Genomic DNA, 23,743 nt, shown 5'->3' with positions numbered 1-23,743 from the left:
CCGAACCAATGCCGCGTTTCTTCATCGACCACCCGATCTTCGCCACCGTCATTGCAATTTTCATTGCGCTGGCAGGGCTTGTGGCCATCCCGCAGCTGCCCGTCGCGCGTTTCCCCGAGGTAGCGCCGCCCTCGATCAGCATCTTTGCCACTTATGCCGGGGCGGATGCGCAGACGGTGAATGACAGTGTCGTGCGCCCGATCGAGCGGGAACTGGCCAGCGTCAAGAACGTGATTTCGGTCGAATCGAGCGTCGATGCGACCGGCGGCGCCTCTGTCCTCGTGACCTTCAAGCCGGGCACCAACCCGGAAATGGCGCAGGTCGATGTGCAGAACCGGCTGAAGAACGCCGAGGCGCTGCTGCCCGAAGAGGTCCGCCGTGCCGGGATCGGCGTCGAGGCGGCCGAGGCGGGGTTTTTGATGGTGCTGACGCTGAAATCCCGCAGCGGTGCGATGGATGAGCTGAGCCTTGGCGATTACCTCAGCCGCACCCTGTCCGAGGAGTTGAAACGCCTGCCCGGGGTCGGGCGGGTGCAGCCCTTCGGCTCGGAACGCGCGCTGCGGATCTGGGTCGATCCGGCGAAGCTTGCGGCTTACGGGCTGGGCCTGTCCGACGTAACCGAGGCGATTGCGCGCGAAAACATCCGCGCGACGCCGGGCCGGGTGGGCGATGCGCCGACGGTGCCCGGGACGCGGGTTTCAACGCCGCTGATCGTGCAAGGCCAGCTGACCACGCCCGAGGCCTTTGCCGCCATTCCCCTGCGCGCGAATGCGGACGGATCGCGGCTTACGCTCGGCGATGTCGCGCGGGTGGAGATTGGCGCGCAGACGCTGGCCTTCAGTGTCAGCGCGAATGGCAAGCCCGCCGCCGCCGCCGCCGTGCAGATGGCGCCCGGCGCCAATGCCCTGCGCACCGCCGCCGCGATCGAAGCGCGGCTTGACGAATTGCGCCCAAGCCTGCCCGGTGACATGGAGGTGACGATCTCCTACAACACCGCGCCTTTCGTGAAGGTCTCGATCGCCAAGGTGATCAGCACGCTTTTCGAGGCGATGGCGCTGGTCTTCCTGGTCATGCTGCTCTTCCTGCAAAACCTGCGCTACACGCTGATCCCGACCATTGTCGCGCCGATCGCGCTTCTGGGCACTTTCGCGGTGATGGCCCTCGCGGGCTATTCCATCAACGTGCTGAGCATGTTCGGCATGGTGCTGGCGATCGGCATCATCGTCGATGACGCCATCGTCGTGGTCGAGACTGTCGAGCGGATCATGACCCGGCAAGGCCTCTCGCCCAAGGCCGCGACGCGGCAGGCGATGGATGAGATTTCCGGCGCCATCATCGGCATCACGCTGGTTCTGGCCGCCGTTTTCATCCCGATGGGGCTGGCGGGCGGATCGGTGGGGGCGATCTACCGGCAGTTCACCCTGTCGATGGCGGTCTCGATCCTGTTCTCGGCCTTTCTGGCCCTGACGCTGACGCCTGCGCTTTGCGCGACGCTGCTCAAACCCGCAACGGCCCATGCCAGCACGGGATTTTTCGGCGCCTTCAACCGCGGCTTTGCGGCGCTCTCTGCGCGCTATACCGGCTGGGTTGGCCTTGTGCTGCGCCGTGGCGGGCGGATGGCGGTGCTTTATGCGGCGCTGCTTGCCGTGTTGGCCATCGGCTACACCCGCCTGCCCACCGCCTTCGTCCCCGAGGAGGATCAGGGCAATTTCATCACCATGGTCGAACTGCCCGCCGGCGCCACGGCCGAGCGCACCCGCGCCGTCGTCGCCGCCTTGGAGGCCCATACCGCCACCCGTCCCGCCATCGACGAGACGACGGTGATCCTGGGTTTCGGTTTCACCGGATCGGGCCCGAACGCGGCGCAGGCCTTCACCAGCCTCAAGGACTGGTCGGATCGCGACGTCAGCGTCGATGACGAAATCGCCGCGGCCGAGGCGGCGATGGCCGAGGTGCCCGAGGGCACGGTGAGCGTGATGAAACCGCCCGCGATTGAATCTCTGGGCACCACCTCGGGCTTTTCGCTGCGGCTGGAGGATCGCGCCAACGCGGGGCCTGTCGCGCTGAAGGCTGCAGTGGATCAGCTGATCGCGCTGGCCACCGAAAGCCCGCTGCTTCGTAATGTGATGTCCGAGGGTCTGCCCGACGGCCCCAGTATCGCACTGCAGATCGACCGGCCCAAGGCGCAGGCGCTCGGCCTGTCCTTTGCCGCGATCAATGACACGATCTCGACCGCGATCGGCTCGGGTCATGTCAGCGATTTCCCGAACCAGGGAAGGATGCAGCAGGTGATCGTGCAGGCCGATGCCCCGGCGCGGATGCATGTCGAAGACGTGCTGCGCCTTGAGACCCGCAATGCCGAGGGGGGCATGGTGCCGCTGGCCGAGGTGGTCCGGCCGGTCTGGACCTTTGCGCCAATGGCGCTGAGCCGCTTCAACGGCTATCCCGCCACCGGGATTTCTGGCGCCGCCGCGCCGGGGGTGTCCAGCGGTGCCGCGATGGCGGAGATGGAGCGGCTGGCGCAGGCCTTGCCCAAAGGCTTCGCGGTCGACTGGGTGGGGCAATCGGCGCAGGAAAAGCAGGCCGCGGGGCAAGCGCCCCTCCTGCTCGCAGCCTCGATGCTGGTGGTGTTTCTGGTGCTGGCGGCGCTTTACGAAAGCTGGTCGATTCCGGTAGCGGTGCTGCTGGTGGTGCCATTGGGCGTGCTTGGCGCCGTGCTGGCGGTGCTGATCCGTGGCGGCGAGAATGACGTCTTCTTCAAGGTCGGTCTGATCACGATCATCGGGCTTTCCGCCAAGAACGCGATCCTGATGATCGAATTTGCCCGCCATCTGCGCGAGCAGGGCCTTGGCCCCTGTCGCGCGATCCTGCAGGCGGCGCGGCTGCGGCTGCGGCCGATCTTGATGACCTCGCTTGCCTTCATCCTTGGGGTGGTGCCCTTGATGCTGGCCCATGGTGCGGGCTCCGAGATCCAGAACGCCATCGGCACCGGGGTGTTCGGCGGCATGATCTCGGCCACGGTGCTGGCGGTTTTCTTCATTCCCGTGCTCTATATCCTTGTCAGCCTGCGCGCTGCCCCTTTCCGTCGGAGCCAGTCATGATGAACGCGCTGATCCTGATCATCGAGGACGAACCCGAGATTGCCGAGATTCTGGAAAGCTATTTCGCCCGCGAAGGCTTCCGGGTGATCTGTGCGGGCGACGGGCCGCTGGGGCTTGCGCATCACCAGCGGCTGCGTCCCGATCTTGTGGTGCTCGACATCAAGCTGCCGGGGCTGGACGGCTACGAGGTGCTGGCGGCGATCCGGCGCCGGGGCGAGACGCCGGTGATCATGGTCACGGCGCTCGCCGAGGATCTGGACAAGCTGCAGGCCCTGCGCATCGGCGCCGATGATTATGTGGTCAAGCCCTTCAACCCGCTCGAGGTCGTGGCCCGCGCCCGCGCCGTGCTGCGCCGCACTTTGGGGCGCGCGCCCGAGACGGTGCTGCGGCTGGGTCCGCTGAGCGTCGATCCGCAGGCGATCCGCGCCGTGGTCGAGACCGCCGCGGGGCCTGTGCCGCTCGATCTGACGCCCACGGAATTTCGCATCCTTGCCCATATGGCCGCCGCGCCGGGCCGGGCCTTTGCCCGCGCTGATCTTGTCGATGCCTGCCTGCCCGAGGGCGAGGCGCTGGACCGCACTGTGGACAGCCATGTCAGCAACCTGCGCCGCAAGCTTTCCGTCGCCGGGGCCGAGGGGCTTTTGACCGGCGTGCGCGGCGTGGGCTACCGGCTGGAGGCGCCGCATGTCCGCTAAGGGCGCCAATCTCCGCTCGCAGATCACCCGCGCGATGATCGGGCTGACGCTGACGGCCTTTGCCGTCGTCTATCTCGGCATGATGGCCTATTTCTTCGTGATCTACGAATGGCTTTACCCCGATGCCACGGCAGACGAAAGCTGGCGGCTGGGCGATACGGTGATGGTCGGTCTGGTGCTGGGCTTTGGCCTTGCCACCGCAGCACTGATCGGCTGGCGGCTGGGGCGGCGGATCCTCGCGCCGCTGGAAACCGTGGCCGTCGCGGCCCGCCAGATCGCCAGCGGCGATTTTTCCGCCCGCGCTGGTCTGCCCCGCGGCAGCTTCGGCGAGGCGGGCGATCTGGTGGCCGATTTCAACCGCATGGCCGAGCGGCTGCAACAGGCCGAGGCGGAACTGGCCTATTCGAATTCCGCCATCGCGCATGAGTTGCGCACGCCGCTGACGATCCTGCGCGGACGCTTGCAGGGCTTGCAAGATGGCGTCTTCGATCCGGGGCCGCAGCTTTATGCCCGGCTGATCGCCCATGTCGATGACCTCTCGGCGCTTGTCGAGGAGTTGCGCACGCTCGCCCTTGGCACGGCCGGGCAGCTTGATCTGATCTGCGCCCCGGTCGATCTGGCCGCGGAGGCCGAGGCGGCGCTCGACGCGCTCGACGCACAGCTGGCCGGGGCCGGGCTGGTGGTGACGCGCCGCCTTGCCCCCGCCGTGACCCGGGCCGACCGGGCGCGGCTGCGCCAGGCCTTTGTCGCAGTCCTGGAAAACGCCTGCCGCTATGCGCCCCAAGCCCGGCTGCGCGTTGAAACCGGGGTTGCGGGGGAGATGGTGTTTTTCCGCTGCACCGACAGCGGCCCGGGCCTTTCGCCCGAGGGCCGCGCCCGCGCTTTCGAGCGGTTCTGGCGCGCGGAGGCCTCGCGCGGGCGCAGCCTGGGCGGCTCGGGGCTGGGCCTGCCGATCGTGCGCGCCATCGCCCGCGCCCATGGCGGCGAGGCGCTGATCCTGCCCGACAGCCCCGGGCTGGCGGTGGAAATCCGTCTGCCCTGCCGCAAAGTTTCCCTTTCGGAGCAAGACCTTTCATGACCGATGATCCCGACACCGCCGAGGGCTACGACGATCTCGCTGCGCGGCACGTTTCGCTTGCCCGGGTGCTCGCCCTTTTCGCCCCCTATCGGCGCAGGATCGCCGGGGTGGTCGCGCTGATGCTGCTCGCCGCCGCGATCGGTCTGGCCGGGCCGTTCCTGCTGCGCGCCGTCATCGACCTGGCGCTGCCCCGGCAGGATCTGGGGCTGCTCCTGCTTCTGGTCGGCGGCATGGTGACGGTGGCGCTGGCCGCCGCGGCGGTGGGGGCCTGGCAGGTGGTGCTGACCGCGCGCATCGGCCAGACGCTCCTGCACGACCTGCGGGTCCGGCTTTACGCGCATCTGCAAAGCCTGTCGCTGCGCTTTTTCACCGGCACCCGGACGGGCGAGGTGCAATCGCGCATCGCGGGCGACATTTCGGGCCTGCAGGCGATGATGACCGAGACCGCCTCGGAGCTGGGCCGGGCGCTGTCCGCGGTGGTGATGACCGCCATCGCCATCGTGATCCTGGATTGGCGGCTGGCGCTGTTCGTTCTGGTCATCGTGCCGGGCACGGTGCTGATCAGCCACCGCGTCGCCAGACTGCGCGAGGCGCTGACCTGGCAGCGCCAGGCCCGGGCCGCCGATCTGTCGGCCGCGGTGCAGGAGACGCTCTCGGCGCCGGGGATCATCCTGGCCCGCACGATGGGGCGCGGCCCGCATTTGACGCGCCGCTTTGCCCGGCTCTCGGACGATCTGGCGCAGCTCGATGCGCGGGCACAGACGGCGGGCGAAGGCCAGTGGATGCTGATCGGCTTTGCGCTGGCCGTTCTGCCCGCGCTGACGTTGCTGGCGGGCGGGCTGTTGATGCGCAGCGACGATCCGGCCAGCATCGGCACGCTGGTTGCGATGATCGCTCTGCAGGAACAGCTGCTGTGGCCCTTCGGGCAATTGCTGGAAATCGGCCGCGACATGCGCAAGACCCGGGCGCTTTTCGCCCGCATCTTCGAATATCTCGACACGCCGGTCGAAATCACCGAGCGCCCGGCGCCGGTCACGCTGGAGCGCGCCCGGATGCGCGGTGCGATCGAGCTGGACCATGTCGGCTTTTCCTATGCCGGCACCGCCCGCCCGGCCATCGTCGACCTGACCCTGAGCATTCCGGCAGGCAGCCATGTCGCCATCGTCGGGCCGACCGGCTCGGGCAAGACCACGCTCGGCTATCTGCTGGCGCGGCTTTACGATGTCGATCACGGAGCGATCCGCTTTGACGGGATCGACCTGCGCGATCTGAGCTTCGAGACGCTGTCACAGATGCTGGGCGTGGTGTCGCAGGAGCCCTATCTGCTGCATGCCTCGGTGGCGGAAAACCTGCGCTTTGCCCGCCCCGAGGCGACCGAGGCCGAGCTGATCGCCGCGGCGAAAGTGGCACAGATCCATGAGGTCATCGCCGCCCTGCCCGAGGGCTACGAGACCCGGGTGGGCGAAGGCGGTTTCCGGTTCTCGGGCGGCGAAAAACAGCGGCTGGCGCTGGCCCGCACGATCCTGCGCGATCCGCCGATCCTGCTTCTGGACGAGGCGACCAGCGCGCTCGATACCCGCACCGAAAGGGCGATGTCGCAGGCGCTTGAGGGGCTGGCAAAGGGGCGCACCACCATCACCATCGCGCATCGGCTCTCGACGGTGCGGCACGCCGACCTGATCGTGGTTATGCAGGCCGGACAGGTGGTCGAACAGGGCACGCATGACACATTGCTCGCGCAAGGCGGGCTTTATGCCAAACTGCTGCGCGGCGCTTGAGCGCAGGAGGCAGGCGGGACCGGGGTGATCGGCATTGCGCGATGGTTTGTTCGCCTGAGATACGCCGACTGCTGCCGAAGAAAGTCCCGGCGGCATCGAAATGCTGCGCATCGCTCGAATGACCGCTTCGGCGGCCTGCGTCAGGAGGGTCGAATGTCCGCAAGGGGCCGATCACGTCTTCCGCGCGAGGCGCGACGGCCCGACCGTAGCGTCTGCTCCCTGCGCGCCTTGCGAGTGGCCATTTGCTTCAATTGGCCTGCCTGTCTTGACCTGCCCCCCTCAACTCTCCCGCCACAAAGGACGTCGGCCAATGAAGGTCACCTCCGGTTCGCGGATGACGCGTCCCTCGACCAGACCCCAGAACCCGGATTTCCGACCATGGTTTGCCTTCAGCCCCGCCCGATAGGTCGCATGCATCTCCATATCCTGCGGCCGCGCGGGGTCGGCATCGCTGGCCGGGCCAAGGCGGTCGAGGATTTGCAGATATTTCGCGCCATGCGGATAGGCTTTCGACCGGGCACGGGCGAGGATGTCATCAAGAAGCACGCGATAGAGCAATGTCGCCGCCAGCGGTTGCTCTGCCTCCAGCGTCTCGGCGATGGCGGGCAGGATGTGCCAGTCCGACCCCGACCACGCGGCCCGATGCGCGATCACCACCCGGGCGGCCAGATCGGGCCGCTTCCAGTCGAGGAAGAACTGCAGCGCCACGAGCGGCACGGGGTGGTCAAGCGCCACCGCCATCGCCTTTTCCTCGGCCGCGACATCCTCGAAATCCGGCAGTGCCCCAAGATGGGCGCGCAGGATCGGCGGCGCGAGCGTGTCACGAAACCGATCCCAAAGGATCCCGCAGGCTTCCTCGCGCCGGTCGAGCCGTTTCAGGATGTCGGCTTCGAGCAGGGCCTGCCGCACCGCGGGGCTGTCGCTGTCGTCCGCGTCGTCGAGAAAATCGAGCAGGGTGGACTGTGCGCGCGGCCCGCCCTTGCGCACCCAATCCAGCGCCTCGGAAAGCCGACCGGCATCGCGCAAGGTCTCTGCCAGGCCGAGAGTGTCTTGCCCGCGTTCCGATTTTTCGCCTTCCAGCGCGATGAGGTGGTCGAGATCGCCTTGGGCCCGCGCGATCGACTGCCGGATCTGCCGCCACTGATCGGTCATAGAATAAAACCACCGGCCGGTTGCGCGTTGCGGCGCCTCCTCGGCGTGGCGGTCGGCCGAGCGGCGGGCCAGATCCTCCTCCCAGGCGGAAAGCACGTCGGAGGCCAGATGCGGGATCACCTGATCGGCGACGCGCGGCAGATAGCCATGCTCAAGCTCGCCCAGCCGGTCCATGATCCGGTCGGGCAAATGGCGGGCCGCCTCGGGCGAAAGCCGGACCGCCATCGGGCCAAGGGCGCCGATGCCGTCTTCGTAAACGTCCTGAAGCTTGCCCGAGGAATCGTCGATCCGTTCGAAGACGGATTTGTGCGTGGCGAGAAATCGCAACAGCCGGTCGGCGCCGAGGTCGGGATCGGCGGGGGCAAGCTCATTGCGAATGCTGGCCAGAAGGGCGGCGAGATCGTCGCGAAACGCCCGGGCCTTTTCCCAATCGACAAAGGCACGGGCGCGTTCGAGGCCGGCAAGCCGGCGGTCGATCAGCTTGGCGATGGCCTCGGGGCCGGATTGACCGGCCAGCGCCGCCGCGACGCGCCGCTTGAAGGCGGCGTTCGTGGTCGCCTCATCGAAGACGAGCGCGGCGAGCTTCGCGGCGCCAAGCGCCTCGAGGGCATCGGGGGAAAGGGTCGGTTTGCGGGCGATGTCGAGCGTCCGGAAAAACGGGTCAGGCGACTTTGCCCGAGGCCAGGGCGGGCGGCAAGGGCGGGAACAAGGCCGTCTCAGTGAAAAGATTGGCGTCCCAAAATCCGAAAAAGGCACATCCGAAGAAAACAGGAAAACCTGATTCAGGAAAGTGAGTCCGGGTCCAGCAGCATGCTGGTCGCAGCACTTCCGGCCTGTCCGGGAGTGCGAGAAGGGGTCTCGGGGGTATCCCCTGAGCGAACAGGTATTTTGAAATCTGCGTCAGCGGATTGCAAAATGCCTAGTGAGTAAAGCTCGTGAAATATTCACGGGCTTGTGATTGAAAAAGGTGCGCTGATTTTCGGGGGAAGGTTGGACAGTTTCCTCACAGCACGATGCACGAGGAAATCATGTCCGTCCAGCCAAAATTTGAAAATGTATTTCCGGTTACGGAAAACAGGTTTCCGATCGTCTTTCGGCTTGAGGGGCTGCATCCGAAGGATATCTGGCGTATTTTGATGCATGATCGGCGACGCGGCGGAGATCTGTCACATGTCGATCCCGCGGCAACGCCTTTCAACGAGAGACTTTTGGGAGAGCCGGATTGGGACCTGAAACTAAAATCTGAAATCAGAGCGGCTCAGGAAGGAAATTTCGCGGAAAAAATCCGCGCTCTGGAGGCGAAATCTCGGAAAAAAGAAGCCGAAAAAATCAAAGTGCTGGGCCTGTCCGATCCGTGGAATTATTGCAGCGAGGGGCCGCTCCGGGAAGGGATTATCACGGTCAACAAGGATTGGTTCGGTGGCGCCGGGATTGCGAAATGGGACAAGGGCAAGGTTGCGGAATTCAAAGCCAGGGCCATGGATTTTCTGCAGGAGAGTTTTCCGAATGGGCAGCTGCGCTATGCCTCGGGTCACGCCGATGAAGAGGCGTTTCACATTCATTTCGTTGTGGCAGTCTGGCGCGAAAAGGTCTCGAAACACAGCGGGCGGCAGCTCTTGTTGCAGGCATCGGCCAATCCTCTGATCGCGCGGTACGAGACGGCGCAGGATCTGGCGGGCGAGGCCTTTGCGGCTCTTGGCATCACGCGAGGGGAGCGCCGCGCCGAGGCTGCCCGTGCGGCGAAAGCGGCGGGACAACAGCTGCCGGAGAAGCGGGCGCATGTTCCCCCGTCGCAATGGCGGGCGAAGCTTCTGGCGGATGCGCAGGCGGAGGCCGTGCAGGTGCTTTCTGTCGCGCAAGAGGGGGCGCGAGAAGCGGTCGGTGAGGCGCGGGATCTTGGGGGAAAGGTGATCCGGAAGTCGCGCAAACGGGCGATCAAGGAGGCGAGGCTCCGGAAAGAAGCGGCGGATCGTGACGTGAAGCGGCTGGAGCGGGTCAAAGTGGCGTTGACCGAAACGGTGGCGCATCTGCGCGACGAGGCCGATGCGGCCTGGGACGCGTGTCAACAGACTTGGGGAGAAGTGGCGGCGCTGCGGGACAGGGCTGCGGAGGTGACCGAAGAAATCCAGGGGACGACTGCGGAATTGCGGCTGGTGCGGTCGGAGATTGCGGAAGAGAGGGAATACCGGGAACGATTCCGGAAAGAGAAAGAGGAGGCGGAGAGGGCGCGAGACAAGGCCCGGGCCGAGGCGCTGGTGGCTGAGGGTGATTCCGTGAAGCAGAAGGGAATGGCACGGGAGTTGCGCGAAAAACTGAGGTTGGTCCAAGAACGGGCGTTGGAGGAAGAAAAACTGGGGTTGGTCCAGGTGCTTGTGGTGCAGGAAGAAAAAAATCTGGCGATGGTCCGGAGGGAGGTCGGTGTCATCACCGACCGGATGACGGAAGCAAAAAACACGCTTCGGGCGGTCGTGAACGACCGGGAGGAAGCAGAAAGGCGGCTGGCAGAGGCGCGGCGCCAGGTGGAGGCGACCAAGGTCGTGGTTGCCGCGGTTGAAGAGGGCATCGAGGCGGTGTGCTCTGGGGCTCTGGTTTTCTCGTCGTCGGAGAACAGGGTGAAATGGGGTGAAAACGCGCCTCACGACGTCGAAGAGCGTAAGCAAGTGGGCTTGCGGCTGAAACCGGGTCTGCAACTGATCACCAAGATCGCGGCCATGGTCGCGCGGGTGGTGAAAAAACTTCTGGCGGTGGAGCGGGAGCGACTGCGGGAGGATCTCGCGTTTGTCTCGGGGCTGCGGGCGCAATTGAGCGAGGCGCAGGCGGAAAGACTGTCCGGAATCGATGATCGGCATGGCTTTGACAAAGGCATCAGGTGAGGCTTGATCTTGATTGCAGTGCAATCATCTCTTACCTTTGCAGCGTAACCGGAGGGTCCGATGGCCAGCATTACGATCCGCAATCTTGATGACGACGTGAAGCGCCGCCTGCGGGTGCGCGCCGCCGAACATGGCCGTTCGATGGAGGAAGAGGTGCGTGACATCCTGCGCCTGAGCGTCTCCGCGCCCGAGACGCCTCGGAACCTTGGGCAGGCCGTCCACGCCCGTTTCGCGGCACTGGGTGGGGTCGATCTGGAGCCGCCCTCGCGTGGCCCGATGCGCGACCTGCCGGATTTCGGCTGACCGATGATCTTGCTCGACACCAATGTCATCTCTGAACTGATGCGGGCGGAACCTTCGCCCGAGGTGCTCGCATGGTTCGCGGCCCGCGATGCGGCGGATCTGTTCCTGACCTCTGTGACCGAGGCGGAATTGCGCACGGGCATCGCCATCTTGCCGGAAGGTCAGCGTCGTGACCGGCTACAGGCCGCGCTGGACGCGATGATCGCCGAGGATTTCGCGGGGCGGGTGCTGCCCTTCGACAGCCCCGCCGCCCGCGCCTATGCGCGCATCGCCGCCAGCCGACGTGCGGCAGGTCGCCCGATCGCCGAGGCCGATTGCCAGATCGCTGCCATCGCGGCGGCGACCGGTGCCGCCGTAGCGACGCGCAACACCAAGGATTTCGAGGGCTGCGGCCCCACCCTCATCAACCCCTGGACCGACCGATGAACGCCGTCGAAATCGAACAGGCCGTTTCCGAACTGGCCGAACAGCCCTTTGACCGAGCCGAATTCCCCTTTCAGTTCCTTGAGGCCTTCGGCAACAAGGAAACCACGCTCAAGCGCCTGCGCACCGGGGTGTCGAACAAATCCGACATCCCCGGTCCTTGGGGCGGCGTCTTGCAGGTCAACCACATCCATATCCTGACCTGCGAGCCGGGGCAGGTGGCCCATGGCCTGCGCGCGCTGCGTGAAAGCCCCGCCACCACCCGCGCCAAGGCCCGCTTCATCCTTGCCACCGATGGCGAAACGCTCGAGGCCGAAGACCTCGCCTCGGACGATCCGGCCATCGCCTGCGCCTATGCCGACTTCCCCGACCACTTCGGCTTCTTCCTGCCGCTTGCGGGCATCACCACCGTCAAACAGATCCGCGAAAGCGCCTTTGACATCAAGGCGACGGGCCGCCTGAACCGGCTTTACATCGAACTGCTCAAGGACAACCCCGACTGGGGCACCGATGCCCGCCGCCATGACATGAACCACTTCATGGCGCGGCTGATCTTTTGCTTCTTCGCCGAAGACACCGGCATCTTCCGCTCCACCGGCCTCTTCACCGCCACCATCGACCAGATGAGCGAACGCGACAGCGCCAACACACACTGGGTGATCAGCGAAATCTTTCGCGCGATGAACACGAACATCGAGGCCCGCGCGGCGGCCGACCTGCGCAACTGGGCCAATGTCTTTCCCTATGTCAACGGCGGCCTTTTTGCCGGCTCGATCGAGGTGCCCCGGTTTTCCAAAATCGCCCGCAGCTACCTGTTGCACATCGGCAGCCTCGATTGGACGCGGATCAACCCCGACATCTTCGGCAGCATGATCCAGGCGGTGGCGGACGAGGGCGAACGCGCGGCGCTGGGCATGCATTACACCTCGGTGCCGAACATCCTCAAGGTGCTGAACCCGCTCTTCCTCGATGACCTGCGCGCGGCACTGGAGGAGGCAGGCGACGCCCCCCGCAAGCTGGCCGCCCTGCGCGCCCGCATGGCCAAGATCCGCGTCTTTGACCCCGCCTGCGGCTCGGGCAACTTTCTGGTCATCGCGTACAAGGAAATGCGCGCGATCGAGGCCGAGATCAACCGGCGGCGGGGCGAGGCGGGGCGCAAGTCCGACATTCCGCTGACCAATTTTCGCGGCATCGAGCTGCGCGACTTCGCCGCCGAAATCGCCCGGCTGGCGCTGATCATTGCCGAATATCAATGTGACGTGCTGCACCGGGGCGAGGAACCGGCCCGGGCCGAGTTCCTGCCGCTGAACGCGCAGAACTGGATCACCCAAGGCAACGCCCTGCGGCTCGACTGGCTGTCAATCTGCCCGCCGACCGGGACCGGGGTGAAGTTCGTCGCCGAGGATCTGTTCCACACCCCGCTCGATCAGGCGCAGATCGATTTCGAGAACGAGGGTGGGGAGACGTATATCTGCGGGAACCCGCCGTATTTGGGGAGCAAGTGGCAGAGCGCCGAACAAAAATCAGAACTGGCCACTATCTTTGATGGGCGCGTGACAGGCTGGAAGTCGCTCGATTATGTTGCGGGTTGGTTCATGAAGGCTGCCGATTACGGCATGCACACCAAATCCGTTGCAGCGTTCGTCTCTACGAATTCGATTTGTCAGGGGCAACAAGTGCCCATCCTTTGGCCTCTGATCTTTCAGACTGGGCATCAAATTTCATTTGCGCAAACCTCATTCAAATGGGCAAACCTTGCCAGTCACAATGCGGGCGTAACGGTGGTGATTGTCGGGATCACCAAAGAAGCAGGCCCGGTTCGGCGCTTGTTTTCAATTTCCGATTCAAACGAGACGCTCTCGCGTGAGGCGGCCAACATCAACGCTTACCTTGTCGCCGCTCCGAACGTCGAGGTTGCTGCCCGGACGCAACCTGTCTCTCAGCGGGCCACGATGCAGTTTGGCAACCACCCCTACTACGGAGGCGCCCTTATCTTTTCCGTCGATGAAGGAAGGGCGATCTGCTCTGCCGCTCCCGAGGCAAAAGAATTTATTCGGCCTCTGTATGGCTCACAGGAGTTCATCTCCGCCGCACCAAGGGCTTGCCTTTGGATTGATGACACTCAAGCCGACAGCGCGGTGAAAATCCCGGCGATCGCGCCGAAGCTGGCAGAGGTGCGGGCTGCGCGGTTGAAGGCGAAACAAGACAAGGCCGCGCAAAAGCTTGCCAACACGCCATACCGGTTTCGGGATGCCTTTGTCGCCGAGAGGCACATTCTGATCGTTCCGCGGGTCAGTTCCGAAAACCGTCAATTCCTCCCTGTCGGGCTGTTACGCGGTGAGTGTGTTGTGCAGGATCAGGCTTTCGCCCTCTACGACGCCGCTCTCTGGAACATGGCGCTGATTGCCTCACGTTTGCACCTTGTCTGGATTGGCACCGTCTGCGGTAAGCTGGAAACCCGCTACCGCTATTCCAACACCCTCGGCTGGAACACCTTCCCCGTTCCTCCCCTCACCGAAAAGAACAAGGCCGACCTGACCGCCTGCGCCCAAGACATCCTTCTGGCGCGCGAGGCGCATTTCCCCGCCACCATCGCCGATCTTTACGACCCCGAAAAGATGCCCGAAAACCTGCGGCAGGCGCATGACCGCAACGACGAGGTGCTTGAACGCATCTACATCGGCCGCCGCTTCAGGAACGACACCGAACGGCTGGAAAAGCTGTTCGAGATGTATACCAAGATGACAGCCAAACCGGGAAAACGCGCATGATTACCCCTCGTGAAGCCATTCAAGCCGGGCAGGTCTGGCTGCGCCCCTTTGGTCATTTCAATCCGGAGCACCAAGGCTACATGGGCTTTGCGAGCCCGGAGGTTCGGGATCGTTTTTTTGACCAGATTGTGGATGGCGCGCTGGTTGTCATCTGGACGCGCCAAACTGAAGGTGAGCCCGGCTGGGTCGGAAAGTTCCGTGGGATCTTGCAACTGGAAAAGACAAAGGGCACGGCAAAGGACTTCAGCAGCGCGTCGGGTATGGCTCTTGCAAGCTCGTCGGGCAGTGATTTCAGCTTCGCCATCAGGGCGAAACGCGCTTGGGTCGCAGATCCGGCCAGGAAAGCTTATATGAAGAATATTGCGCCCAGCATTTGGCCGGAAAAGACGCAGTCAATTGGCCAATATTCGGGTCAGATGGACCCTTCAGAGCTGGTGAACCTAGAGCGCCGCAGGGTTAAGGAAGTCGATGTTTTTGGGCAGCCCTCTGTTGGACCATCGGTATTTGATGAAATTAGGAAGTTGTTCACATGAGCAAAATTAAGTCCGTCCCCTCCGTCTCGGTCAACTACGCCCGTAACGGCAGTTCTACCAAGGCCAATGAGCTTGGCATGCGGGTCATGCAGGAGCGCGCCTATGAGAAGCGGGGTGAGCAATATCTGCTGATCAAATCCCCGCCAGCCTCGGGCAAGAGCCGGGCGCTGATGTTCATTGCGCTCGACAAGCTGGCGCATCAGGGCGTGAAGCAGGCGATCATCGTGGTGCCGGAAAAGTCGATTGGGTCCAGCTTCGCCGACGAACCCTTGTCGCAATTCGGGTTCTGGGCGGATTGGAAGGTGGAACCGAAGTGGAACCTCTGCAACTCGCCCGGTACCGATGGTGGCAAGGTGAACTCGGTCGGCGCCTTTCTGGAGAGCAACGACAAGGTTCTGGTTTGCACCCATGCCACGTTTCGCTTTGCGGTGGAGCGGTTCGGGGTCGAGGCCTTCGACGATCGGCTGATCGCCGTCGATGAGTTCCACCATGTTTCTGCCAACCCCGACAACCGGCTGGGCATGCATCTGGGCGCCTTCATTGCCCGCGATCGGGTGCATCTGGTGGCGATGACCGGCAGCTATTTCCGCGGCGATGCCGAGGCCGTACTGATGCCCGCCGACGAGGCGAAGTTCGAAACGGTGACCTACACCTATTACGAGCAACTCAACGGCTACCAATGGCTGAAAAGCCTGAACATCGGCTATTTCTTTTACAACGGCCCCTATGTGGATGACATCCTGAAGGTACTCGATCCGGCGGAAAAAACGATCCTGCACATTCCAAACGTGAATTCGCGCGAAAGCACGAAGGACAAGCACAAGGAAGTCGAGGAAATCATCGAGAGCCTTGGCGAATGGATGGGCGTCGATGAGGCAACCGGGTTCCAATTGGTGAAGACGGCAGCGGGCAGGGTGCTGCGCATCGCCGATCTGGTCGATGACGAGGGGCCGCGGCGCGACAAGGTTTCCACGGCGCTGAAGGATCCGGCGCAAAAGACGAACCGCGATCATGTCGACATCATCATCGCGCTGGGCATGGCCAAGGAAGGCTTCGACTGGATCTGGTGCGAGCATGCGCTGACCGTGGGGTACCGTGCGAGCCTGACTGAAGTGGTGCAGATCATCGGCCGCGCCACCCGCGATGCACCGGGCAAGACCCGTGCGCGGTTCACCAACCTGATCGCCGAGCCGGATGCCTCGCAGGGGCTGGTGACCGAAGCCGTCAACGACACGTTGAAGGCCATTGCGGCCTCTTTGCTGATGGAGCAGGTTCTGGCGCCGCGCTTCGAATTCAAGCCGAAAATGGCGACGAACACGGCCCAGCCCGGCTTCGATTATGGCGAGAGCGGCTATGATCCGATGAAATGCAACGTCGGCTTCAACGAGCAAAGCGGTACCTTCCAGATCGAGATCAAGGGGCTGGTCGAGCCGAAAAGCAAGGAAGCCACCCGGATTTGCACGCAGGATCTGAACGAGGTGATCACCGCCTTCGTGCAGGACAAGCCCGCGATCGAGAGGGGGCTTTTCGACCGCGAGGAACTCGTGCCCGAGGAGCTGACCCAGATCCGTATGGGCAAGATCGTGAAAGAGAAATATCCCGAACTTGACGAACATGATCAGGAAGCGGTGCGCCAGCATGCGATCGCCGCTTTGAACCTGACGCAGGAGGCCAAGCGACTGGCAACCGGCGGAGAAGGGGAAAAGACCGCGAACACAGCGCTGATCGACGGGGTGCGCAAATTCATGAACGTCCGCGATCTGGACATCGACCTGATCGACCGCATCAACCCGTTCGGAGAGGCCTATTCGATCCTTGCCAAGACGATGAGCGAGGAAAGCCTGAAGCAGGTTGCGGCTGTCATCGCCGCAAAAAAGGTGAAACTGACCCTCGAAGAGGCACGGGATCTTGCCAAACGGGCGCTGAAGTTCAAACAGGAGCGGGGGCGTTTGCCCTCGATCACCGCGCAGGATCCGTGGGAACGGCGGATGGCGGAAGGGGTCGAGTTTTTGAAGCAGATGAAGGCCAAGGCAAGTGATGGCTGATTTCACCGATGAGGATGACGCCCTGCTGGCCGAGCTGGGGGTCGAGGTCGAGCAAAAGAAGACCGGCAGCCGGACGCCACAAGAAGAACGGATCATTGCCGGGTTCGAGGACATTCAGCGGTTTTTTGCTGAGCATGGGCATGCGCCGCGTCATGGCGAGGGGCATGATATCTTCGAACGCCTTTACGCTGTGCGGCTCGATCGAATCCGCTCGCTTCCCGAATGCCGTGCTCTCGTCGCACCGCTTGATCATCAGGGGCTCCTCGGGGCCGCGTCAGGCAATGACGAAGCGGATGAGGTCGAGCTTGATGACGATGCGCTCTTGGCCGAGTTGGGCGTGGAGGTGGGTGGGTCAGACATCACGGAATTGCGTCATGTCCGCTCAAGCGCCGAAAAACAGGCCGCAGAAGAGGTTGCAAGCCGGTCCCGCTGCGAAGACTTCGCAACCTTCAAGCCGCTTTTCGAGCAGGTCCAGCGCGATCTGGACGACTGCATTCGGCTGTCGCGCCCGTTCGAGATGAAAGCGGAGATCGAACCGGGGCGCTTCTTCATCGTCGGAGGCCAGAAAGCTTATGTCGCCGAAATGGGTGAGATCGAGACGACGGCGCATGGTCGGACTGATGCCCGCCTGCGGGTAATTTTCGACAACGGAACCGAGAGCAACATGCTGATGCGTTCCTTGCAGCGGGCGCTCAACAAGGATGAGGCGGGGCGCCGTATCACCGAACCCGTGGCGGGCCCGCTGTTCGCCGATAAGCCGGAAGAGGGCGACGAGGCCAGCGGGACGATTTATGTTTTGCGCAGCAAATCGGATCACCCGATGGTGGCCAGTCATCGCGACCTGATTCACAAGATCGGCGTGACGAGCCTCGATGTCAGCAAACGCATCGCCGGCGCACGATTGCAGCCGACGTTCCTGATGGCCGATGTCGAGGTTGTTGCGACCTACGAACTCTTCAACATCAACCGCGCAAAGCTCGAAAACCTGATCCACCGCATCTTTGAGCCTGCCCGGTTCGACGTGGAAATCCGCGACAGGTTCGGCAAGCCGGTCGTGCCGCGGGAATGGTTCATGGTGCCGCTTTTCGTGATCGACGAGGCTGTGGAACGCATCCGGGACCGATCGATCGTGAATTTCACCTATGATCCCAAGGCTGCTAAGCTGGTCGAGCGGGCGGAGGCCCAAAGATGACGCTTGTCTGGAAAAATCAGACGGCGCATTTGAGGGAGGGCAATTGACGGCGGTTGCCTGCCTCTGCAACAAACACTAATTCCTCCATGATATCAATAGCTTGCGGGCGCGACGCGGTCCCGTTCGACACGAGTCGCATCTCCGTAGCCGCAGTTCCCGCGGCAACGCGCGTCACCACATGCACAGGCTGACCCGTCGCCAGACGCAACAGCGCCGCAAGCGAGCCGTGAAGATCTGCCACCAGTTCCACGCCCCCCGTCGCCGTCGCTGATGGCACAGGATGCAGAACGATCTTCTCAATCAGGCCGCGGATCGCATCCGTCGCCTCGCTCGCATGCGCAGGCTCCGTCAGCGCCGCGATCAGTTCCCGGATCCGCTTCCGATACGTCCCTGCCATCGACGGGTGAAACCGCACCACTGACGGGGCAGGGGAGGCCGCAAGCAACGCCTCAAGCTCCGCCTGACGCGCCGCAAGCGCATCCATCTTCGACTTCACCCGTGCGGCGGGGACGCCTTCCAGAAGAGCATCGACCAGCTTGTCGTGGTCGCGCTGCACCTAGTGCAGCTCCGCCTCTCTCGTCGCCCGAAAGGTGCCCGCCGCCTTCTCCAGCCGGTTCCGCTCCGCCGCATATTCCTCGCAGAAGACCCGCACCGCCTCGTCGTCCATCAGATGATGCTCCAGCGCATGCAGCACCCGTCCCTCGATGTCGTCCTTCTTGATCACCGTCATGTTCGTGCAGACTGACGTAGCTCCGTCGCAGAGGGCGGTGCGCTGTCGGTGAGTTTGCGGCATTGCTGGCGCAGCAAATCCGCGACAGCCGCCGTTCGCGTCGCGCCCCGGAGGCGACAGAAACGCGCAGGAAACGGCCCTTGCTCCCCGGAACTGGGCGTTGGGGACCGATGCGGTCCGCCCATTGCCGATATTCACGAATATCATTTAACTGATGGCTTTGGATGGGTTGGATACAGAACCGGGGCGCTTTTGCAAATTGGACTCATCTTTTGTATCTGCTGATCGGGTTGAGCTTTGCCTGGATCCTCATTCTTGGCTCGCGGTCGCAACTAAAAGTTGTTGATTAAACTGATCGGCATCGGCATATTTCACCGGAATACTGTGAAAATATCCGAACGTTAAATGTTCGTCATCATGCCACGCTTGGGCGGGCTCGTCATTGAGCGGGAGCGTGGATGGGGGAGCAGCTGATCGCGGGGCGCGGTGGTCGATGCAAAGGTTCTGTCTCCCCGGCGCGGTCGTTCTCCTCGCTTTGGCGCTGCCCTCCGTCGTGCAGCCCGCGCTGGCGCAAGAAACGACCCTTTTTGCGCGTGACGGCTTCACCCTGCGCTGGCATCTTCAGGGCGGGCTGAACGCGGTCAGCGAAAGCGCTCTCTTTTGGGATCTGGCGGCGACAACCGCGCCCGCAAGCGGGTTTGATCCCGATACGCAATGGCTCGAAAGCTACCTCAAGCCCGGGCTCAGCTTTGAAGCGCAGCTGGACGGTGGCGCCGTGCTTTATGGCGGGGCCTCGGCGGTTCTGTCCCATACCTTCGGCACCGATGCTTTCGCCGCGCAGGACAGCGGGGCGACGACGCTTGAAGAGGCCTATCTCGCCCTCCGGGGCGGGGAGAGCGAGGGCCTCTCCTATGATCTGTCGCTGGGGCCGCGCGAGGTGTCTTTCGGGACCGGGATGCTGGTGGCGAATGGCGCGACGAACGGCTTTGAACGCGGCGCGCTCAAGTTCGGTCCGCGCAAGGCCTGGGAAATGGCCGCCCTCGGCAAGCTGTCGCGCGGGCCTGTCACCGGATCGGCTTTCTATCTGGACCCGAACGAATTGCCGGACCAGAATGGCCGGACTGCGCTTGCGGGCCTTGATCTGCGCCGTGACGACCCGAAAGGGGGCTATATCGGTGCGACTTATATCGACGTGATCCGCTCCGGCTCGCCCTATCCCGTCGCCGCGCCGGGGGGCATCGGGGCGCCCTCGATCCTGGCGGGCGGGCGCGCGGCGACGAGGACGCTGAACATTTACGCGAAGACAAATCCCTTCGACACCGGGCTGGCCAATTGGGTCTTCACCGGCGATCTGGCCTGGCAGTGGAATGACCGCATCGACATGGAAGCCTGGGCCGGTCGGGTGACCATCGGCTACGCGTTTGCGGACAGGCCATGGTCGCCGGTGCTGACGCTCGGCTATCAGACCTTCTCGGGCGATGATCCGGACACCGCGACCCTCGAACGCTTCGATCCGCTTTATTATCAGGGCAGCCCGAGCGCCTGGGCGACGGGGTCGAAATCCGCCGCGACCTTCATCAATTCGAACGTGAACGCCCTGTCCCTTGCGCTGCAGCTCAGCCCCTCGCCCCAGGAGAGCCTGACCCTGCGCTATGCCCATATCCGGGCCAATGAGCTGAGAAGCCCGATCCAGTTCGGACAGGGAACCCGCCTTGATCCCGATTTCGAGGTCGTGGCAGGGGTGACGACGGCCGATCTCGCGGACGATTTTTTCCTTGAATACAGCCGGGTCATCACCCGCAACACGTTTCTGACCGCCGGTGTCTCGGCCTCCTTCCCCGGGGCCGGAATTGACCGGGTCGTCGGCCGGGACGCATCGCTTTGGACAGGAGGATTTGTCAATGTCGTCATCGCCTACTGAGGGGCTCCGGTGGATCGCCGCGCTCGTCCTGATGCTTGCCACCGCGACCTCCGCCAACGCCCAGGCGGCGCCGCTCTCGGCACGGGAGTCCGACCCGCAGGTGATGGGCTGGATGCAGGGCTTCCCGCCGCCCGCGGACAAGATCATCACCCAGCCGGACAGGGTCTATTTCAGCTTTCCGAAACTGCGCTGGTCGGTCTGCCACCTGCGAGAGTTTCTGCCGACCGAGGCCATCAGCCGCGGATTGGGCGCCCCGGTCCCGCTGAGCTATCCCCCGGCGGCGGATTTCGCCGATCTGCGCGCCCGGATCGATGCGTTGACCTTCCTGCCGATCGGGGCGAGCACACCGATGACCTGGGAAGAGTCGCTCGATGCCAATTACACCGACGGCATTCTGATCCTGCACCGGGGGCGGGTCGTCTATGAGCGCTACTTTGGCTGCCTGGACGCGGCCGGGAAACATGCGGCGATGTCGATGACGAAATCGGTGACGGGCCTTCTGGCCGAGATCCTGATCGCGGAGGGGGCGCTCGACGACACGCGCCGGGTCGGAGAGATCATCCCCGAGGTTGCCGAAAGCGCCTTTGGCACTGCGACCGTCCGTCAGGTGATGGATATGACGACGGGGGTCAGATATTCGGAAGATTACGCCGATCCGAAGGCCGATATCTGGGTCTATTCCGCCGCCGCCAGCCCGTTGCCGAAACCTGCCGGTTACAAGGGGCCGGATGGCTATTGGGAGTATCTGGCGCAGGTCCAGCCCGAGGGGAGCCATGGCGAGGCGTTCCATTACAAGACCATCAATTCCGACATGCTGGGCTGGATCCTCAGCCGCACCACGGGCAAGGCGGTGACGGATCTGGCCTCGGAGCGGCTTTGGCGTCCCATGGGGGCCGAGCAGGACGCCTATCAGACCGTGGACGGCAAGGGCGTACCTTTTGCCGGGGGCGGGATCAGCCTTGGTCTGCGCGATGCGGCACGTCTGGGTTTGCTGATGCTGAACAAGGGCAGGATCAACGGCGAACAGGTGTTTCCGGCGCAAGTCGTCGAAAAGATCGCGAAGGGGGGGGATCGGAGCAGGTTCAGCGGCTATCCGACGCTGCCGGGTGGCAGCTACACCAGCCAGTGGTGGGTCCTTCACAATGCGCATGGCGCCTTTGCCGCGCGCGGGGTGCATGGCCAGACGATCTATGTCGACCCCACCGCCGAGATGGTGCTGGTGCGTTTCGCCTCTCATCCCACCGCGTCCAACAGCCGGATCGACCCGACCTCGCTGCCGGCCTTTCAGGCGGTGGCAGAGTTCCTGATGCGTCAGGACTGACGCGCGGCAAAGGAGCCGCTTCGGGTTTTGGGGAGACCTGACAGGGAATGGCGCAGGGTGGATCGAAAGCTTCGCGCTTGAGGCGCTACGGCCCTTCGTTCCTCGATATGCAAACGTCCACGAATTGCACCTTATGTCTGTGCCAAGCCCTGCGCTGTGCCTCGGGGGGATGTCGGCTCTGAGCTGCGCACGCCTCTTGCCGCGCATCGCTCGAATGACCGGTTCGGAGATCGCTGCCGGGCAGGTCGATCATGCGCGAGGCGCCGTCATGGATGCTTTCGCTGAGCGTGGCGTGGGTTCAGCGTGGTGCCGGATCCCATGAAGGGCTCCTAGACCGCCTGACCGGAGGACGAGTTGTTCAGGATCGGCCGCCGCATGCATTCGACCGGCTTCTGCGTGCCGTGGACCGTATCGGCGTCCTGATCCCGGTTTGCGATCTGCCATAGCGTGGTCTGCTTGTGGTCCCCGGCCCAGTGACCCTTGCCCTTGGCACGCACTGCATACCAGCAGGGTTCGTGCTGCCAGTGGTAATCGCCGCGGCTGAGGACCAGCCTATTCTTCGCCCAGATGATCTGCGACCGGATGGCGAAACCCGCGGCCACTAGGTTGTCGGCCACGGTCGGCTGATGCCCTTCGCCCGCACCACGCTCGGCGCGGAACAACCGCTGCTGAATTCCGAATTGCTGGGCGAGGGCCGCCCCCCCGGCCCCGATCAAGGATGCCGTCACAGCCGATGGCGAGGTGGTGGCGCCGACCGATTTGGAGGCTTTCGGCTACTGGCTGAAGGCCGCCTTCGGCGCCCCGACCACGACGGGGACCAGGCCCATGATCCACACCTTCCAGTCGGGGAACTGGACCCTTCCCTCGATGGCCATAGAGGTGGCGATGCCCGAGGTGCAACGGTTCGCGATGTGTGCGGGCTGCGTCATGGACCAGCTGTCCTGGCAAATGAATCGGTCGGGCATGCTGATCGCCACCGCCCGGCTGTTCGCGTAGGGTGCGGCCATAGCCACCACCACGGCCGCAGGAACCCCAACCGCGCTGGGCCTGCAGCGCTTCGGCCATTTCAACGGAGTGGTGCAGCGCAACGGCACCGCGCTCGGCAACGTCGTCTCGACCGAGATCACCCATTCCGACGGCCTCGACCGGATCGAGATCATCCGCAACGACGGCAAGATCGAGGGCGCCGATCCCGGCATGGCGGCGCTGACCGGCCGGATCGAGGTGCGCTTCGCGGATAGCGCCCTCGTTAGACGACTGGAAACGGGGCTGGCGGTGCCCCATTGGCTCCTGATCCATGGCCCGACGCGAAAGGCGCTAGGCCTGATCCTCGTCGCCGCAGCGATCCTGCTGTTTCTGTTCAACTTGCGCCGTGCCGGTGAACGCGCTGGGCGCGCGGCCGAACGGCTTGACGCCCGAGAGAGAAACGATGCCATCCACCGCAGGATGCTCGACGTCGGCGCCCGCCGCCCTCCTGATCGCAATGCTCTGGCTGACTGGCTGCGCGAAGGGCGGTTCTGACGCCCGCTCGCCTTGCCCGTCCGTGGTCGACTACAGCGCCGCCGATCAAGCCCGCGCAGCTGACGAGGTGGAGGCTTTACCGGAAGGCGCGGTCGTCGTCCGGATGCTCAGCGACTATGCCGTGTTGCGGGCTCAAGCGCGCGCGTGTTGATGAAAGCTGTTTCAGGCAGCTGAGCGAATTCATCTCCGTCCGCCACAGAGGTTTCGGGTTCCAGTGGCACGAGAAACTTCAGGGCTTCGCTATGATAACGGCGCATTCACCTTCGGCAGCGAACGCACCCGCTTGTTTCAATGGACGGACACCGG

Annotated in this window: 17 protein-coding genes and 2 pseudogenes; 14 read left to right on the top strand and 5 right to left on the bottom strand. The window is 63.9% G+C overall.

Features of this window, described 5'->3' with window-relative positions; genetic code table 11:
• Nucleotides 1–8 precede the first annotated feature (8 nt).
• Genes AC4PTB_RS10440 through AC4PTB_RS10425 form a run of 4 tightly spaced genes read left to right on the top strand, consistent with a single transcriptional unit; the run spans nt 9 to nt 6,652 of the window.
• Complete coding sequence (locus AC4PTB_RS10440; RefSeq protein ID WP_492189902.1) at nt 9–3,101, top strand: multidrug efflux RND transporter permease subunit; 3,093 nt, start codon at nt 9–11, stop codon at nt 3,099–3,101.
• Nucleotides 3,098–3,796 carry a response regulator gene (locus AC4PTB_RS10435; protein WP_492189901.1) on the top strand — a complete coding sequence of 233 codons (699 nt, stop codon included), beginning with the start codon at nt 3,098–3,100 and terminating at the stop codon, nt 3,794–3,796. The genes AC4PTB_RS10440 and AC4PTB_RS10435 overlap by 4 nt, the downstream gene beginning before the upstream one ends.
• The gene (locus AC4PTB_RS10430) at nt 3,786–4,874 is read left to right on the top strand and encodes an ATP-binding protein (protein WP_492189900.1); all 1,089 of its coding nucleotides are present in this window, start codon (nt 3,786–3,788) and stop codon (nt 4,872–4,874) included. Before AC4PTB_RS10435 ends, AC4PTB_RS10430 begins: the two co-directional genes overlap by 11 nt.
• The gene (locus AC4PTB_RS10425; RefSeq protein ID WP_492189899.1) at nt 4,871–6,652 is read left to right on the top strand and encodes an ABC transporter ATP-binding protein; all 1,782 of its coding nucleotides are present in this window, start codon (nt 4,871–4,873) and stop codon (nt 6,650–6,652) included. Before AC4PTB_RS10430 ends, AC4PTB_RS10425 begins: the two co-directional genes overlap by 4 nt.
• 279 nt (nt 6,653–6,931) lie before the next feature.
• Here the strand turns inward: AC4PTB_RS10425 and AC4PTB_RS10420 are convergent, their stop codons facing one another.
• Nucleotides 6,932–8,560, bottom strand: a complete 1,629-nt coding sequence (locus AC4PTB_RS10420; protein WP_492189898.1) for a DUF6880 family protein — start codon at nt 8,558–8,560, stop codon at nt 6,932–6,934.
• A 257-nt stretch (nt 8,561–8,817) separates the two neighbouring features.
• Here AC4PTB_RS10420 and AC4PTB_RS10415 point away from each other — a divergent pair, with 257 nt between their 5' ends.
• Genes AC4PTB_RS10415 through AC4PTB_RS10385 form a run of 7 tightly spaced genes read left to right on the top strand, consistent with a single transcriptional unit; the run spans nt 8,818 to nt 17,944 of the window.
• Nucleotides 8,818–10,677 (top strand): plasmid recombination protein, encoded by a 1,860-nt coding sequence (locus AC4PTB_RS10415; protein ID WP_492189897.1) that lies wholly within the window; start codon nt 8,818–8,820, stop codon nt 10,675–10,677.
• A 60-nt stretch (nt 10,678–10,737) separates the two neighbouring features.
• Nucleotides 10,738–10,980: a FitA-like ribbon-helix-helix domain-containing protein gene (locus tag AC4PTB_RS10410; protein ID WP_492189896.1), complete on the top strand. Its 243-nt coding sequence runs from the start codon at nt 10,738–10,740 to the stop codon at nt 10,978–10,980.
• 3 nt (nt 10,981–10,983) lie between these two features.
• Complete coding sequence (locus AC4PTB_RS10405; RefSeq protein ID WP_492189895.1) at nt 10,984–11,406, top strand: type II toxin-antitoxin system VapC family toxin; 423 nt, start codon at nt 10,984–10,986, stop codon at nt 11,404–11,406.
• Nucleotides 11,403–14,174, top strand: coding sequence for a class I SAM-dependent DNA methyltransferase (locus tag AC4PTB_RS10400; protein ID WP_492189894.1), 2,772 nt, complete (start codon nt 11,403–11,405; stop codon nt 14,172–14,174). Before AC4PTB_RS10405 ends, AC4PTB_RS10400 begins: the two co-directional genes overlap by 4 nt.
• Nucleotides 14,171–14,707 (top strand): hypothetical protein, encoded by a 537-nt coding sequence (locus AC4PTB_RS10395; protein ID WP_492189893.1) that lies wholly within the window; start codon nt 14,171–14,173, stop codon nt 14,705–14,707. Before AC4PTB_RS10400 ends, AC4PTB_RS10395 begins: the two co-directional genes overlap by 4 nt.
• Nucleotides 14,704–16,752 (top strand): pseudomurein-binding repeat-containing protein, encoded by a 2,049-nt coding sequence (locus AC4PTB_RS10390; protein WP_492189892.1) that lies wholly within the window; start codon nt 14,704–14,706, stop codon nt 16,750–16,752. Before AC4PTB_RS10395 ends, AC4PTB_RS10390 begins: the two co-directional genes overlap by 4 nt.
• On the top strand, nt 16,745–17,944 hold the full coding sequence (locus AC4PTB_RS10385) for a GIY-YIG nuclease family protein (protein WP_492189891.1): 1,200 nt from the start codon (nt 16,745–16,747) through the stop codon (nt 17,942–17,944). Before AC4PTB_RS10390 ends, AC4PTB_RS10385 begins: the two co-directional genes overlap by 8 nt.
• Nucleotides 17,945–17,960: 16 nt before the next feature.
• Here AC4PTB_RS10385 and AC4PTB_RS10380 read toward each other — a convergent pair whose 3' ends face one another.
• Nucleotides 17,961–18,500, bottom strand: a complete 540-nt coding sequence (locus tag AC4PTB_RS10380) for a hypothetical protein (RefSeq protein ID WP_492189890.1) — start codon at nt 18,498–18,500, stop codon at nt 17,961–17,963.
• A complete protein-coding gene (locus AC4PTB_RS10375; RefSeq protein ID WP_492189889.1) occupies nt 18,501–18,674 on the bottom strand; it encodes a hypothetical protein in 174 nt (57 codons plus the stop codon).
• A 493-nt stretch (nt 18,675–19,167) separates the two neighbouring features.
• Between AC4PTB_RS10375 and AC4PTB_RS10370 the strand changes: the two genes are divergently transcribed.
• On the top strand, nt 19,168–20,595 hold the full coding sequence (locus AC4PTB_RS10370) for an alginate export family protein (RefSeq protein WP_492189888.1): 1,428 nt from the start codon (nt 19,168–19,170) through the stop codon (nt 20,593–20,595).
• 31 nt (nt 20,596–20,626) lie between these two features.
• Nucleotides 20,627–21,916, top strand: coding sequence for a serine hydrolase domain-containing protein (locus AC4PTB_RS10365; RefSeq protein WP_492189887.1), 1,290 nt, complete (start codon nt 20,627–20,629; stop codon nt 21,914–21,916).
• 332 nt (nt 21,917–22,248) lie between these two features.
• On the opposite strand, the pseudogene AC4PTB_RS10360 reads toward AC4PTB_RS10365, so the two are convergent.
• A pseudogene (locus tag AC4PTB_RS10360) lies at nt 22,249–22,554 on the bottom strand (DNA methylase); the annotation flags it as partial.
• Here AC4PTB_RS10360 and AC4PTB_RS10355 point away from each other — a divergent pair.
• Nucleotides 22,537–23,185, top strand: a pseudogene (locus tag AC4PTB_RS10355) (phage tail tube protein); the annotation flags it as partial. The pseudogenes AC4PTB_RS10360 and AC4PTB_RS10355 sit on opposite strands and share 18 nt — an antisense overlap.
• Before the next feature lie 359 nt (nt 23,186–23,544).
• Here AC4PTB_RS10355 and AC4PTB_RS10350 read toward each other — a convergent pair.
• On the bottom strand, nt 23,545–23,694 hold the full coding sequence (locus AC4PTB_RS10350) for a hypothetical protein (protein WP_492189886.1): 150 nt from the start codon (nt 23,692–23,694) through the stop codon (nt 23,545–23,547).
• Nucleotides 23,695–23,743 lie beyond the last annotated feature (49 nt).

The organism is Rhodobacter sp. 4.3.4, from assembly GCF_058724655.1.
This window is presented reverse-complemented; position numbering and strand designations above follow the sequence as displayed.

Coding starts and splice junctions, on each gene's coding strand:
- AC4PTB_RS10405 (WP_492189895.1), top strand. CDS start 10,984: ATGATCTTGCTCGACACCAATGTCATCTCTGAACTGATGCGGGCGGAA.
- AC4PTB_RS10365 (WP_492189887.1), top strand. CDS start 20,627: ATGCTTGCCACCGCGACCTCCGCCAACGCCCAGGCGGCGCCGCTCTCG.
- AC4PTB_RS10385 (WP_492189891.1), top strand. CDS start 16,745: ATGGCTGATTTCACCGATGAGGATGACGCCCTGCTGGCCGAGCTGGGG.
- AC4PTB_RS10440 (WP_492189902.1), top strand. CDS start 9: ATGCCGCGTTTCTTCATCGACCACCCGATCTTCGCCACCGTCATTGCA.
- AC4PTB_RS10390 (WP_492189892.1), top strand. CDS start 14,704: ATGAGCAAAATTAAGTCCGTCCCCTCCGTCTCGGTCAACTACGCCCGT.
- AC4PTB_RS10415 (WP_492189897.1), top strand. CDS start 8,818: ATGCACGAGGAAATCATGTCCGTCCAGCCAAAATTTGAAAATGTATTT.
- AC4PTB_RS10370 (WP_492189888.1), top strand. CDS start 19,168: ATGCAAAGGTTCTGTCTCCCCGGCGCGGTCGTTCTCCTCGCTTTGGCG.
- AC4PTB_RS10375 (WP_492189889.1), bottom strand. CDS start 18,674: ATGACGGTGATCAAGAAGGACGACATCGAGGGACGGGTGCTGCATGCG.
- AC4PTB_RS10350 (WP_492189886.1), bottom strand. CDS start 23,694: ATGCGCCGTTATCATAGCGAAGCCCTGAAGTTTCTCGTGCCACTGGAA.
- AC4PTB_RS10430 (WP_492189900.1), top strand. CDS start 3,786: ATGTCCGCTAAGGGCGCCAATCTCCGCTCGCAGATCACCCGCGCGATG.
- AC4PTB_RS10400 (WP_492189894.1), top strand. CDS start 11,403: ATGAACGCCGTCGAAATCGAACAGGCCGTTTCCGAACTGGCCGAACAG.
- AC4PTB_RS10435 (WP_492189901.1), top strand. CDS start 3,098: ATGATGAACGCGCTGATCCTGATCATCGAGGACGAACCCGAGATTGCC.
- AC4PTB_RS10425 (WP_492189899.1), top strand. CDS start 4,871: ATGACCGATGATCCCGACACCGCCGAGGGCTACGACGATCTCGCTGCG.
- AC4PTB_RS10410 (WP_492189896.1), top strand. CDS start 10,738: ATGGCCAGCATTACGATCCGCAATCTTGATGACGACGTGAAGCGCCGC.
- AC4PTB_RS10395 (WP_492189893.1), top strand. CDS start 14,171: ATGATTACCCCTCGTGAAGCCATTCAAGCCGGGCAGGTCTGGCTGCGC.